The organism is Streptomyces sp. HUAS MS02 (assembly GCF_055702265.1).
In genome coordinates this window covers 2097479-2110270 of the sequence record NZ_CM146747.1, presented here as the reverse complement: position 1 = coordinate 2110270, position 12792 = coordinate 2097479, and the positions used below count along the sequence as shown (strand labels likewise).

11 protein-coding genes are annotated in these 12792 nt (G+C 73.7%); 8 read left to right on the top strand and 3 right to left on the bottom strand.

The features are described from left to right. Positions 1 to 121: 121 nt before the first annotated feature. From ACZ9QC_RS09015 to cyc2, 3 genes are all read left to right on the top strand, one after another. Entirely contained in the window at positions 122 to 748 is a 627-nt protein-coding gene (locus ACZ9QC_RS09015; RefSeq protein WP_472919679.1) for a hypothetical protein, read from the top strand. Then, the gene (locus tag ACZ9QC_RS09010) at positions 741 to 1895 is read left to right on the top strand and encodes a damage-control phosphatase ARMT1 family protein (protein WP_472919678.1); all 1155 of its coding nucleotides are present in this window, start codon (positions 741 to 743) and stop codon (positions 1893 to 1895) included. Before ACZ9QC_RS09015 ends, ACZ9QC_RS09010 begins: the two co-directional genes overlap by 8 nt. Before the next feature lie 220 nt (positions 1896 to 2115). Next, positions 2116 to 4323, top strand: coding sequence for a germacradienol/geosmin synthase Cyc2 (cyc2, locus tag ACZ9QC_RS09005; RefSeq protein ID WP_472919677.1), 2208 nt, complete (start codon positions 2116 to 2118; stop codon positions 4321 to 4323). Here the strand turns inward: cyc2 and ACZ9QC_RS09000 are convergent. After that, positions 4311 to 5090, bottom strand: coding sequence for a CTP synthase C-terminal region-related (seleno)protein (locus ACZ9QC_RS09000; protein WP_472919676.1), 780 nt, complete (start codon positions 5088 to 5090; stop codon positions 4311 to 4313). The two genes, cyc2 and ACZ9QC_RS09000, sit on opposite strands and share 13 nt — an antisense overlap. Before the next feature lie 148 nt (positions 5091 to 5238). On the opposite strand from ACZ9QC_RS09000, the gene ACZ9QC_RS08995 reads away from it, so the two are divergent. After that, a complete protein-coding gene (locus tag ACZ9QC_RS08995; protein WP_472921642.1) occupies positions 5239 to 6111 on the top strand; it encodes a LysR family transcriptional regulator in 873 nt (290 codons plus the stop codon). A gap of 90 nt (positions 6112 to 6201) precedes the next feature. Beyond that, positions 6202 to 6891: a PDZ domain-containing protein gene (locus ACZ9QC_RS08990; protein ID WP_472919675.1), complete on the top strand. Its 690-nt coding sequence runs from the start codon at positions 6202 to 6204 to the stop codon at positions 6889 to 6891. 16 nt (positions 6892 to 6907) lie between these two features. Here ACZ9QC_RS08990 and ACZ9QC_RS08985 read toward each other — a convergent pair whose 3' ends face one another. After that, a complete protein-coding gene (locus ACZ9QC_RS08985; protein ID WP_472919674.1) occupies positions 6908 to 7663 on the bottom strand; it encodes a phosphodiesterase in 756 nt (251 codons plus the stop codon). A gap of 309 nt (positions 7664 to 7972) precedes the next feature. On the opposite strand from ACZ9QC_RS08985, the gene ACZ9QC_RS08980 reads away from it, so the two are divergent. Both ACZ9QC_RS08980 and ACZ9QC_RS08975 read left to right on the top strand, forming a co-directional pair. Further along, complete coding sequence (locus tag ACZ9QC_RS08980; protein ID WP_472919673.1) at positions 7973 to 9085, top strand: aminopeptidase P family protein; 1113 nt, start codon at positions 7973 to 7975, stop codon at positions 9083 to 9085. Positions 9086 to 9133: 48 nt separating this feature from the next. Then, positions 9134 to 10072 carry an aminoglycoside phosphotransferase family protein gene (locus ACZ9QC_RS08975; protein ID WP_472919672.1) on the top strand — a complete coding sequence of 313 codons (939 nt, stop codon included), beginning with the start codon at positions 9134 to 9136 and terminating at the stop codon, positions 10070 to 10072. Positions 10073 to 10291: 219 nt separating this feature from the next. Here the strand turns inward: ACZ9QC_RS08975 and treZ are convergent, their stop codons facing one another. Then, positions 10292 to 12037 carry a malto-oligosyltrehalose trehalohydrolase gene (treZ, locus tag ACZ9QC_RS08970; protein WP_472919671.1) on the bottom strand — a complete coding sequence of 582 codons (1746 nt, stop codon included), beginning with the start codon at positions 12035 to 12037 and terminating at the stop codon, positions 10292 to 10294. 203 nt (positions 12038 to 12240) lie between these two features. Here treZ and ACZ9QC_RS08965 point away from each other — a divergent pair, with 203 nt between their 5' ends. Further along, complete coding sequence (locus tag ACZ9QC_RS08965) at positions 12241 to 12792, top strand: FHA domain-containing protein (protein WP_472919670.1); 552 nt, start codon at positions 12241 to 12243, stop codon at positions 12790 to 12792.

Genomic DNA, 12792 nt, shown 5'->3' with positions numbered 1-12792 from the left:
CATGACCCCGGCCGAACGGCCGGACCCGATGGACCGCCACCCCCCACTGCCGGCGGCCGACCGATGCGAGCGGGCATCGGTCGGCCGTCGGCGCATGTACGCCGGGCGTTAGCGTATGCGCATGGCGACAGAGAAGTTCGAGGAAGCGAAGCAGACGGCGGCCGGGGGGTTCGGTGCGGCCCCGGTCATGACGGCGTGCCCCCGCTGCGGCGCCTCGGGGCCGTCGGTGCGCACGGTTCCCGATGCCTGCGCCGCCCCCGACTCCCCGGGCTCCGGCCTCTCCGACCGGCTGGCGAAGGCCCCGGGCGTGGAGTCGAGGTTCGACAGCTTCACGCACTTCCTGGAAGGCATGGTCCTGGCCTTCGTCTGCGCGGGCCTCGCCCGGCACGGAGTCCAGAACGACAAACCCCTCTTCACGATCGGCGGCGCCACCCTCGCCGTCCTCCTCTTCGTCGGCACCCTCTGGGTGGTCCGCGGCGAGGCCCGCGAACGCGCCACCGTCGCCGCGGGCAGGCCGCGCGCCGAGGAGCTCTGGACCACCGCCTGCCACTGCGCGTCCTGCGAGTCCGTCTTCTACCCCACCGGCAGCCCGTGGCCGGGCCCTCTGACCACGGACCAGTTCCGCAAGTACGTCTGGACCGAGGCCGGCTTCACCAGGCAACTCGACGAGAAGCTGAAGCAGGTGGAACTCCCGCCCCGCACACCCGCCGGCCCCACCGCCCCCGGAGGAGCCCACGGCCATGCCTGACACGCCCGCCCCCGCGCCGGTCGTCCGCGGCGACGACCCGGCCTCCTTCCCGCACAGCGTCCTCGCCGAACGGCACCCCGCCCTCATCCGCAAGGTCCAGGACGCCACGCCCTACGGTCCCGAACAGCGCCGCGCGCTGGACGAGTTGCTGCACGACACGCTCCACGGCACCGTCGCGCCACCGGCCGACGACGACTGGTGGGACACCTGGGGGGCCCGCCACTACGCCGGCCGCTCCTGGTTCTCCCTCCCGTTCCTGGTCGCCGAGAGCTGCTTCTACCGCCAACTCCTGCGCGCCGTCGGCTACTTCGACCCCGGTCCCTGGCAGGGGGTCGACCCGTTCCGCCCCTTCAAACTGGCCGAACTGGAGACCCCCGAGGCCGCCGCCGAACTCACCGCCCTCGGCCCCCTGGCGGAACGCCCCCTGCCCGACCAGCTCGAAGCCCTCCTCCACGGCTCCCTCTGGGGCAACCGGGCGGACCTCGGCTTCCGTCTCCAGAGCACCGAGGAGAAGGCGACCGACTCCCCGTTGGTCGCGGACGACAGCGACGCGCTCCTCTCCCTGCTGACCGGCTCCGCCGGCCGCACACTCTGCCTGGTCGCCGACAACGCGGGCCGCGAACTCATCCCCGACCTGCTGCTCGTCGACCACCTCCTCACCCACGGCCACTTCGACCGCGCCCTGCTGCACCTGAAGCCGTACCCGTACTTCGTCTCGGACGCCACCACCGCCGACACCCTGGACGCGGTGCGCCACCTGGTCGCGGCGAAGACCGACGCCGGGCAGCGACTGCACGCCGCGCTCCGCGAAGGCCGCCTGATCCTGCGCACCCACCCCTTCTCCTGCGCACCGCTGCCCTACGCGGACATGCCCGCCGACCTGCACGCGGACTTCGCCTCCGCCGACCTGACCCTGATGAAGGGCGACCTCAACTACCGCCGCCTGGTGGGCGACCGCCTCTGGCCCCCCACCACCCCCTTCGCGGAGGTCACGTCCTACTTCCCGGCCCCCGTGGCGGCCCTGCGCACCCTCAAGTCGGACGTCATCACAGGCCTGACCCCAGAAACGGAAACCACCCTCACGACAGCCGAGGGCCGACGCTGGCGCACGAGCGGCACGAGGGCTGTGATCCAGCTGAGCACCTGAACCAGGAGGAGCTGGGGCGCAGCCCCAGCTCCTCAAGGAGCGCGGGAAACTGCGCGACCAGCCCCCACCGGACGGACGTCTGGGGGCCGAAGGGGCGCAGCCCCTTGCGAGGATGGGACGGGTAGGGGCGGCGGGGGCGAGAAACCCCCAGGTTCACGCGATGGTGTGATCATGTGCCCCCATCCGGATGCCGACCGGAGGCCACGGGTAGGGCCCGGCCATGACGCAGCCGTTCGAACTCCCGCACTTCTACCTGCCGTATCCCGCGCGACTCAACCCCCACCTCGAAGAGGCCCGCACACATTCCTCCGCGTGGGCCCGGCAGATGGGCATGCTGGAGGGCTCCGGCGTCTGGTGCCAGGCGGACCTCGACGCGCACGACTACGGTCTGCTGTGCGCGTACACCCACCCCGACTGCGACGGTCCGGCACTCTCGCTCATCACCGACTGGTACGTGTGGGTCTTCTTCTTCGACGACCACTTCCTGGAGCTGTTCAAACGGACCCAGGACCGCCCCGGCGGCAAGGCCCATCTCGACCGCCTCCCGCTCTTCATGCCGCTGGACCTCGCGACTCCCGTACCGGAGCCGCGGAACCCGGTGGAGGCCGGCCTCGCCGACCTCTGGGCGCGGACGGTGCCGTCGATGTCGATGGACTGGCGCCGCCGTTTCGCCGTCGCCACCGAGCATCTGCTCAACGAGTCGCTGTGGGAGCTGTCCAACATCAACGAGGGCCGGATCGCGAACCCGGTCGAGTACATCGAGATGCGCCGCAAGGTCGGCGGCGCGCCCTGGTCGGCCGGTCTCGTCGAGTACGCGACCGCCGAGGTCCCGGCGTCGGTCGCGGGATCGAGGCCGCTCAGGGTCCTGATGGAGACGTTCTCCGACGCCGTCCACCTGCGCAACGACCTGTTCTCGTACCAGCGCGAGGTCGAGGACGAGGGCGAGAACAGCAACGGTGTCCTCGTCCTGGAGACCTTCTTCGGCTGCGACACCCAGCAGGCCGCCGAGACCGTCAACGACATCCTGACCTCCCGGCTCCACCAGTTCGAGAACACCGCGCTCACCGAAGTCCCCGCCCTGGCCCTGGAGAAGGGCCTCACCCCGGCCGAGGTCGCCGCCGTCGCGGCGTACACGAAGGGGCTCCAGGACTGGCAGTCCGGCGGCCACGAATGGCACATGCGGTCCAGCCGGTACATGAACCAGGGCGCCGAATCCGCGCGCGGTCCGCTGGACCTCGGCGGCGCGGTCCTCTCCGGCCCCGCCCTCCTCGCCCAGTCGGGCTTCGGTACGTCCGCCGCCGACGTCGGCGCCCTGCTGGCGACCGCAGCTGCGGAACGGCTGCGCGCCCACACCCATGTGCCGTACCAGAAGGTCGGGCCCTCACTACTGCCCGACTTCCAGATGCCGTTCCAGGTCGAGCTCTGCCCGCACCTGGACGGCGCCCGCCCCCGCCTCATCGCGTGGACGCACGCGATGGGCATGCTGAGCGAGGGCGTCTGGGACGAGGAGCGGCTCGCCGCGGCCGACCTGCCGCTCTGCTCGGCCGGCCTCGACCCGGACGCCACCCCCGAGCAACTCGACCTCAGCTCCGCCTGGCTGGCCTGGGGCACCTACGGCGACGACTACTACCCCCTCGTCTTCGGCCACCGCCGCGACCTCGCCGCCGCCCGTCTGACCACGGCCCGGCTCTCCGACTGCATGCCCGTCGACGGGGAGCCGGTCCCCGTCCCGGTCAACGGCATGGAACGGGGCCTCATCGACCTCTGGGCCCGTACGACGGCGGCGATGACCCCCGACGAGCGGCGCGGCCTGAAGGAGTCCGTCGACAAGATGACGGAGAGCTGGGTGTGGGAGGTGTTCAACCAGATCCAGAACCGCGTCCCCGACCCCGTCGACTACCTGGAGATGCGGCGCGCCACCTTCGGCTCCGACCTGACCCTCAGCATGTGCCGGATGGGCCACGGCCCGCAGATCCCGCCCGAGGTGTACCGCAGCGGCCCCGTCCGTTCCCTGGAGAACGCGGCCATCGACTACGGCTGCCTCATCAACGACGTCTTCTCCTACCAGAAGGAGATCGAGTACGAGGGCGAGGTCCACAACGCGATCCTCGTCGTGCAGAACTTCTTCGGCTGCGACTACCCGACCGCGCTCGGTGTGATCCACGACCTGATGACCCAGCGGATGCGGCAGTTCCAGCATGTCGTCGCCCATGAACTTCCGGTCGTCTACGACGACTTCGCGCTGTCGCGGGAAGCGCGCGCCATCATGGACGGCTATGTGGCCGACCTGCGGAACTGGCTGGCCGGCATCCTCAACTGGCACCGTCAGGTGGACCGCTACAAGCCCGAGTTCCTCGCCCGCCGGGCCCACGGCTTCGTCCCGGACCGGCCACCGGTTCTCTCCTTCACCCCGGCTCACGCGGGCTGACGCGCCGCCGCCCGGGTCGCGTGGTCGACCGCGGCCCGGGCGAACGCGCGCACGATCGGGTGCGGGCGGCTGCCGTCGCCGGCCAGCTCCGGCTGGAAGAGCGTCGCCAGGAAGAAGGGGTGGCCGGGGAGTTCGGCGATCCGGACGTGCCCGTCCTCGTCGTGCCCGGAGAACCGCAGACCGTGGGCGCGCAGTGTGTCCAGGTGGCGGGTCGGGCCGTACGCGCAGAAGTACCGCTCGACCGACCGCTCGGCGTTCATCACGGACTGCGCGAGCGAGCCGGGTTCGATGACGACCGTCCCCTCGTGCCCGACCAGGGAACAGGCGAGCGGCTCGATCAGGAAGTCCTCGGCGCCCGGGTCGTTCTCGGCGTGCGCGACCCGGGTGAGCCCGCACACGTGCCGGGCGTACTCCAGCAGCGCGTGCTGGAAGCCACCGCACGTGCCGAGGAACGGGATGCCCTCCTCCCGCGCGGTACGGACGGCGGAGAGCACCCCGGCCTCGCTGCGGTAGGGGCTGCCCGGCACCACCCACACCGCGTCGAACCCCCGTACGGCCGCCGCGTCGGCGGCGGCGTCCTCGGAGGGGATCCAGTACGCGTCGAGGACCAGCCGGTCCTGGCCGGTGAGGGCGTCGAGGAGGAGCGGGATCCGGCTGTGCGAGACGACGTCGGGGGACCGGTCGCCGACGACGGCCAGCCGGGCGGTCGGGGCCGTGCGGGAAGAGGCGGGCCGGGAAGGGGCGGGCTGCGCCGCGTTGTTCGTCATGCACGTCATCCTGGGCGCGGCCCCGACTTCACGTCCAACGATGATTTCTGCATCCTCGATAAGCAGTCCTGATAAGCAGTCCAGATAAGCAGTCCTGATGAGGGCCGCCGGCGAACCGGCGGTCGGCCGGTGCGCGATCCTGTCCGCCATGGACCCGCATCTGCTGCGCACGTACGTCACCGTGGCCCGGCTCGCCTCCTTCTCCGAGGCCGCGCGTGAGCGGGGCTACACCCAGTCCGCGGTGTCCCAGCACATCGCCGCGCTGGAGCAGGACCTCGGTGCGCCGCTGCTGACCCGGCGCCCCGTGCTGCCCACGGCGGCGGGCGAGCGGCTCCTCGAACACGCCGGCCCCCTGCTGCTGCGTCTGGAGGCGGCCCGCGCCGACGTCGTCCGGATCGCGTCCGCGCCCGAGCACGGGCTCACCCTCGCGGTCACCCCGACGGCCCTCGGCCCCCGTGTCCTCGCCGCGCTGCCCGCCGCCGGTGTGACCCTGCGGACCCTCGCCCGCGACGAGATCCCGGCGGCCGTCGCCACCGGTGCCGCCGACCTCGGTCTGGTCGACGGGCTCGCCGCCCCCAGCGACCCCCTCCGACTCCCCGACGTGGCGCCCCTGACCACCCGGGGAGTCGGCGAGGAACCCGTCTGCGTCCTGCTGCCCGCCGACCACCCCTTCGCACGCCGCCCCGGCCTCCGCCTCACCGACCTCGTCGACGCCCGCTGGCTCGACGCCCCCGGCGCCGGCCTCCCGCTGGACCGGCTCCGCACCGCGAGCGGCACCGGCGGCGTCCGCACCGCCCTCCGCTACGAAGGGACCGACCTGCGCACCCTCACCACACTCGCCGCCGCCGGACACGGACTGACCGTCCTGCCGCGAGGCTTCGCCGCCGACGTCCCCGACGCGGTCGCCGTGCCCCTCGTCGCACCACGTCTCGTGCACCGTACGGAGATCGTCCACGGCGGAACGCCCGGCGGGGCGGCGGTGGCCCTGGTGCGGGAGCTGACCGGCGCCAAGCAGCTCTAGAGCCCTCATGTGACGGGGCGTCAGTCTCACTCTTTCGTGGCTCGTCGTGCCGTGGTGCCCCGGGTAGGTCTCCGGCCGGAGGTGGCCACCATGGAACAGACAGCGTTGCGGCCCAAACCCATGCCGGGCGGGGAGCCCTGCGGCGACCGCCCGTCCGGCCCGACCCGGCGCCCGCACGCCGCGCCCCGCCGCGCCCGGCAGCGAGTCGTCACCCTGCTGCTCGCCCTGGCCACCTGCGTCGCCCTCGTCCTGTCGGGCGTCGGGCTGGGCACGATGGGCGCCACGGTGATCGGCATGAGCAGACTCGCGGAGCTGCGGGAGCGGGCGGCGGACGAGCGGGGAGCCGGCACCCGCCCCGACGCCGACGACCGGGCGCGGGGCGGCGTGCCCAAGTCAGCTCCGGGGCAGGGGAGTTCGATGCCGCCGGGCACCGGAGCGCCCACCCGCCCCACGCTCGGCGTCGAAGCCGTCGACGCGCCCGTGCCCGCGCCCGCATCCGCGCCCGCGCCCGCAGTCGCACCCTCCACCGCTCCCACGCCCGCGGGTGCGGCGGGTGGCGGCGCGCTCGTCGTCGGTGTCCACGTCCCCGGCCCCGGCCACACGGCCGGCCTGGTCCGCGGGGACACCGTCCTCGCCCTCGGCGGCACCCGGACCGGCTCGGCCTCCGACCTCGCGCGGGCCGTCGCCGCCGCGCGCCCGGGGGTGGCCCTGAAACTCCTCGTGCGCCACGCGAACGGCACCCGGCAGTACCTGGTCGCCGTCCCGGGCGTCGTGACCTGAGCGCCCTCGCCACCGCCTACACGGCCACCCTGAAATGACTGGTCAGCCGCCCCTCGTCGTCCAGGACATGGAAGGCGAACCCGGGCGGGGCCTCCCGGTCCGCGACCGCGTCGCCCTCCCAGGGCAGCCGCAGCGTCCAGGTGACCCCGGGTCCGACGACCAGCGGACGCCCGGCGAAGGTGGTCGCGGCCGGTGTGTGGGCGTGACCGGTGATGATCCCCGCGATCTCCGGCCGACGTTCCAGCAGTCGGCCGAGCTTCGCGGGCCGGCCCAGCCGGTACCGGTCCGGGAGCGGGTGGTGGAGCGCCACCGGCGGGTGGTGGAAGGCGAGCAGGACGGGCCGGTCGCCGTCGAGCCCGTCCAGGGTCTCCTCGATCCAGGCGTGGGTCTGCGCGTCCAGTGCGCCCTCGTCCTGCCCCGGAATGCTGGTGTCGCACATCAGGACGGCCGCGTCCGCGAAGACGTGCACGCTGTTGACCGGTCCGTCGGCGGGCGGCTCCCCGAGCAGCGCCTTGCGGTAGGGGGCCCGGCTGTCGTGGTTGCCCGGACAGGTCAGCACCGGGAAGGGCGCCCCGCCCTCGCGCAGCCCGAGCAGACGGGCCGCCTCCTCGTACTCGGCCTCCGTGCCGTGGTCCGCGATGTCCCCCGTCACCAGCAGCGCGTCCACCGGTCCCGGCAGCCCCCACAGCAGATCCCGCACCTGCTCGGCCCGCCGGGTGGCCCGGTCGGTCCCGTCCAGATGCAGATCACTGATGTGCGCGAGTACGAGCATCGTCGTACGCCTCCCTCGGGCGTCGCCTTAATGGAACACTCGAATCCAAGCATTAGTTCTAATGGGGAAGCAACCTGCAGGCATTAGCTTCGGTCGGAGGGAGGCCGTGCTGTCGCCGTGGGCATGCGGCGGCGCTCGGAGCGGTCTCGGCGGTGTGCTGCCGCCTCTCGGTGCCCGTCTCGCGCCGGAGAGCTGACGCGCGGGCCGTACGACAGTTGACGCCACGCGCCAATCGGCTCGCGTGCGGTGCGGCGGAGGGGGAGGATGCTGCCCGTAGCCCCAGGGAACTCCGAGCACGCGGAGGCATGGATGAGCGCCCCCTTCACCGCCGACGACCACCGGGCCCGGATGCGGCGCGCGGCGCGGGCCGCGGCGGACGCCGGGCTCGACGGGCTGCTGGTCGCGCCCGGCCCGGACCTGGTGTGGCTGACGGGGCACCGGCCGCCCGAGACCGAGCGGCTGACGATGCTGGTGCTGCGCGACGGTGAGGAGCCGGTGCTGGTGGTCCCCACCCTGGAGGCCCCCGACGCCGCCGGAGCACCCGGCGGACCCGCGCTGACCCTGCGCGACTGGACCGACGGCCAGGACCCCTACGAGGCGGCCGTCTCCGTCCTCGGGCCCCGCGGCCGCTTCGGCGTCAGCGACAACGCCTGGGCCCTGCACCTGCTGGGCCTTCAGCGTCGGCTGCCGGGCACGGCGTTCGTCGCGCTCACCGAGGCGCTGCCCATGCTCCGGGCCGTGAAGGACGCGGCGGAGCTGGAGCTGATGGCGGCGGCCGGCGCGGCGGCCGACCGGGCGTACGAGGAGATCCGGCAGGTCCCCTTCGCCGGGCGCCGCGAGAGCGACGTCGCCGCCGACCTCGCCGAACTGCTGCGGCGGTTCGGGCACTCCCAGGTGGACTTCACCATCGTCGCCTCGGGCCCGAACGGCGCCAACCCGCACCACGAGGCGGGCGACCGGGTCATCGGGCACGGCGACATGGTCGTCCTCGACTTCGGCGGCCTCAAGGACGGCTACGGCTCCGACACCTCCCGTACGGTCCACGTCGGCGAACCGGCCGCCGAGGAGCGCGAGGTGCACGACCTCGTGCGGGCCGCCCAGGAGGCGGGGTTCCGCGCCGTACGTCCCGGCGCGGCCTGCCAGGACGTCGACCGGGCCGCCCGCGCCGTCATCGTCGAGGCCGGGTACGGCGACCGCTTCATCCACCGCACCGGGCACGGCATCGGCGTCACCACCCACGAGCCGCCGTACATGATCGAGGGGGAGGAACGGCCCCTGGTGCCCGGCATGTGCTTCTCGGTCGAACCCGGTGTCTATCTGCCGGGCCGTTTCGGCGTCCGCATCGAGGACATCGTGACGGTCACGGAGGACGGCGGCAGGCGCCTCAACAACACATCGCGGGAGATGGCGGTGGTCGAGTGACCCTCCCCGTACCCCCGCTCCCCTGACCCCTCGGACGACGGCGCGACCATGACCCAGGCACCGACACCCACCGCGGACAGCGTCCGCAGGCTGGTCCGTTCCCTGCTGAAGAACGGGGAGGGCAGGCCCGGCGGCACGGGCGCGGGCGGCCCCGACGTGCGCCCCGTCGCCGGGGACGACACGCACCGCACCTGGTGGGTCGGCACCCGCCATGTCCTTCGCCTTGTGACCGACCGGCACGGCGTCGGGCGGCAACTGCGCGAACTGCGGCTGCGGGACCTGGTCCGCCCGCACATCGGCGTCGCCGTCCCGGTGAGCGTCGCGCACGGCGAGTGGTCCGGCGGGCTCACCTACACACTGGACACGCGGCTGGCCGGGGGCACGGCCGAGGAGCACGAGGTGTCCGCCGTGGGCGAGGCCGACCTGGCGGCGCTCCTCACGGGGCTGCGCGAGGTGCCGCCGCGGCAGGCCGAGGCGCTCGGGGTGCCGCGGCACGCCCCGCGCCCGCTGGAGGCGTTGCGGGCGGCGGCGGGGCGGGCGGCGCGGCTGCTCGCCGAGGCCGACGAGTTCGACGCGCGGCGGCTCGGGCAGCTGACGTCGGCGACGGCGGCGCAGCTGACGGCGCCGGCCGCCGTCCTGGTCCACCGCGGGCTCACCGGCGACCACCTCGTCGTCAGCGCCGACGGCCGGGTCCGGGGGGTGCTCGGCTGGACCGACGCGGCCGTCGGCGACCCCGCCGAGGACATCGCCGGACTCGCCGCGGCCGTCGGCTCACCGGCCGCCGTCCGTGCCGCGACGCTGGCCGGCTACGGCGTCCGCCCCTGTCTGCGCGGACTCTGGCTGGCCCGCTGCGACACGGTCGTCACCCTCGCGGAGGGCCTTCAGGGGCGCGCCGCCGTGCCCCTCCCCGTCCTCCGCCACCGGCTGCGTCGCGCGTGGGAGCCGATCCTGCTGGAGAGGGTGACGGATCTGCGCGGCGAGGACTGACGAGGGAGCCCGTCAGGGCTCGGGGTGCGCGTCACAGGGCGACCGCGGGCCGGACGTGGCTGATCGCACGGTTCCCCGCGCCCCCGAGCGGGCCTGCGCCCCCGAGCGGGCCTGCGGCCCCGAGCGGGCCTGCGGCCCCGAGCGGGCCTGCGGCCCCGAGCGGGCCTGCGGCCCCGAGCGGGCCTGCGGCCCCGAGCGGGCCTGCGGCCCCTGGTCGCCTCACGCCACCGTCAGCACCACGCACGACTCCCCGCCCAGGGCCAGCACCCCGTCGGCCCCCGGCGCCTCCACCGGATCCCATGCCGCGAGGACGTGCGCGTGGGGCACCCCGACCGGGATCTCGGTCGTCTCCTTGCCCAGGTTCAGCGCCACGAGGACATCGCCCCGGCGGAAGCCGAACCACCTGGCCTCCTCGTCGAAGGCGACCTTGACGTCGGAGAGGTCGGGGTCGGAGAGATCGGGCAGGGAGTGGCGCAGGGCGACGAGGGCGCGGTACCAGGACAGCATCCGGGCGTGGGGCTCGCGCGCGGGCTCGGACCAGTCGAGGCAGGAGCGGTCGCGGGTCGCGGGATCCTGGGGGTCGGGGACGTCCTCCTCGGCCCAGCCGTGCTCCGCGAACTCCCGGCGCCGACCCTGCCGTACGGCCTCCGCGAGCTCCGGATCGGTGTGGTCGGTGAAGAACTGCCAGGGCGTGGACGCGGCCCATTCCTCGCCCATGAAGAGCATGGGCGTGAAGGGGCCGGTGAGGACGAGCGCCGCCGCGCAGGCCAGCAGGCCGGGGGAGAGGGTCGCCGCGAGCCGGTCGCCCTGGGCGCGGTTGCCGATCTGGTCGTGGGTCTGGGTGTAGCCCAGCAGCCGGTGCGCGGACACGCGCGTACGGTCCAGGGGGCGGCCGTGGCGGCGCTCCCGGAAGGACGAGTACGTGCCGTCGTGGAAGAAGCCGCCCGTCAGGGTCTTTGCCAGGCCCGCCGGGCCCGCGTGCGCGAAGTCCGCGTAGTAGCCCTGGGACTCCCCGGTCAGCGTGGTGTGCAGGGCGTGGTGGAAGTCGTCGTTCCACTGGGCGTGCAGGCCCAGTCCGCCGTGTGCGCGCGGCGTGATGAGGCGCGGATCGTTGAGGTCGGACTCGGCGATCAGGAACAGCGGTCGGCGCACCTCCTCGGCGAGCGCGTCCACCGCCGTCGACAGCTCCTCCAGGAAGTGCAGGGCACGGGTGTCCTTGAGCGCGTGGACCGCGTCCAGCCGCAGCCCGTCGAGGCGGTAGTCGCGCAGCCAGGCGAGCGCGCTCTCCCGGAAGTACGCCCGCACCTCGTCCGAGCCGGGCGCGTCCAGATTCACCGCCGCGCCCCACGGCGTGTGGTGCCGCTCGGTGAAGTACGGCCCGAAGACGGGCAGGTAGTTGCCGGAGGGGCCCAGATGGTTGTGCACGACGTCGAGCACCACCCCGAGGCCCAGCCCGTGGGCCGCGTCCACGAACCGCTTCAGCGCCTCGGGACCGCCGTACGGTTCGTGCACGGCCCACAGCGAGACGCCCTCGTAACCCCAGCCGTGCGTCCCGGGGAAGGGGCACAGCGGCATCAACTCCACATGTGTGACGCCCAGTTCGGCGAGGTGCCCGAGACGTCCGGCCGCCGCGTCCAGGGTGCCCTCGGGCGTGTACGTGCCGACGTGCAGCTCGTAGAGGACCGCGCCCGGCAGCCCGCGTCCGGGCCACTCCGACCGCCAGGTGTACCGCCCCTGGTCGACGACCGCGCTCAGCCCGTCGGGGCCGTCCGGCTGCCGGCGCGAGCGCGGGTCGGGGCGCACCGGACCGTCGTCGACGGCGAATCCGTAGCGCGTGCCGTCCGGCGCCTCCGCCTCGGCCGTCCACCAGCCCGGCCGCTCCGGATCGCGCTCCATGGCGTGCGTGGCGCCCGCCCGGTGGAGGGTCAGACGGTCGGCCTGCGGTGCCCACACCTCGAACTGCACGGAACGGTTCTCCCTCGGCTGCCGGTCGTGGTCCTGGGTAGTCAGGGGGTTGCTCGTCCATCGTGGAGCAAACGAGATCGTCGCGCGCTCGGATCGGTGCTTTTGCCGCGTGCGTCGTACCGTCCCCCTCCGCATGTCCGCAGATGGTCACCGTTTACGGGTCGTCTGGACACCTCCCGCCTCGCTGACCGACAATCACACGCGTGACGTCGTCCTTCGAGTTCCACACGTACCCCGCGCGGCTGTCGGACGCGGAGCGCGACCGCGCGCTGAGGGTGCTGCGTGACGGCGTCGCGCTCGGCCGTCTGTCGCACGACACGTTCATCCGCCGGATGGAGCTGGCCCTCACCGCCCGCCGCTCCGACGAACTCGCCGCGCTCACCGCCGACCTGCCCGCCGAGAACCGCTGGTCCCGGCTGGTGCTCGGCACCGTGGGCGCGGTCTCCGGCTTCGGTGTGAAGCTGCGCCGGGCCTGGCAGGCCGAGCGGCTCCCCAAGCTCCAGCTGCCGCACCCGGCGGGCGGCCACGCCCTGCGCATCGGCCGCGACCCGGCGAACGGGCTCCGGCTCAGCCACGAGACGGTCTCCCGGGTGCACGCCGAACTGAGCCGGCAGGGCGGCATGTGGATCCTGCGCGACCTCGGCTCCACCAACGGCACCACCGTCAACGGCCGTCGGGTGATCGGCGCGGCCGTCGTCCGCGACGGCGACCAGGTGAGTTTCGGCCGGATGGTCTTCCGTCTCTCCTCCGAATGA

Excerpts from the sequence above, each read along its gene's own strand:
- ACZ9QC_RS09015 (WP_472919679.1), top strand. The coding sequence starts at position 122 with ATGGCGACAGAGAAGTTCGAGGAAGCGAAGCAGACGGCGGCCGGGGGG.
- ACZ9QC_RS09010 (WP_472919678.1), top strand. The coding sequence starts at position 741 with ATGCCTGACACGCCCGCCCCCGCGCCGGTCGTCCGCGGCGACGACCCG.
- cyc2 (WP_472919677.1), top strand. The coding sequence starts at position 2,116 with ATGACGCAGCCGTTCGAACTCCCGCACTTCTACCTGCCGTATCCCGCG.
- ACZ9QC_RS09000 (WP_472919676.1), bottom strand. The coding sequence starts at position 5,090 with ATGACGAACAACGCGGCGCAGCCCGCCCCTTCCCGGCCCGCCTCTTCC.
- ACZ9QC_RS08995 (WP_472921642.1), top strand. The coding sequence starts at position 5,239 with ATGGACCCGCATCTGCTGCGCACGTACGTCACCGTGGCCCGGCTCGCC.
- ACZ9QC_RS08990 (WP_472919675.1), top strand. The coding sequence starts at position 6,202 with ATGGAACAGACAGCGTTGCGGCCCAAACCCATGCCGGGCGGGGAGCCC.
- ACZ9QC_RS08985 (WP_472919674.1), bottom strand. The coding sequence starts at position 7,663 with ATGCTCGTACTCGCGCACATCAGTGATCTGCATCTGGACGGGACCGAC.
- ACZ9QC_RS08980 (WP_472919673.1), top strand. The coding sequence starts at position 7,973 with ATGAGCGCCCCCTTCACCGCCGACGACCACCGGGCCCGGATGCGGCGC.
- ACZ9QC_RS08975 (WP_472919672.1), top strand. The coding sequence starts at position 9,134 with ATGACCCAGGCACCGACACCCACCGCGGACAGCGTCCGCAGGCTGGTC.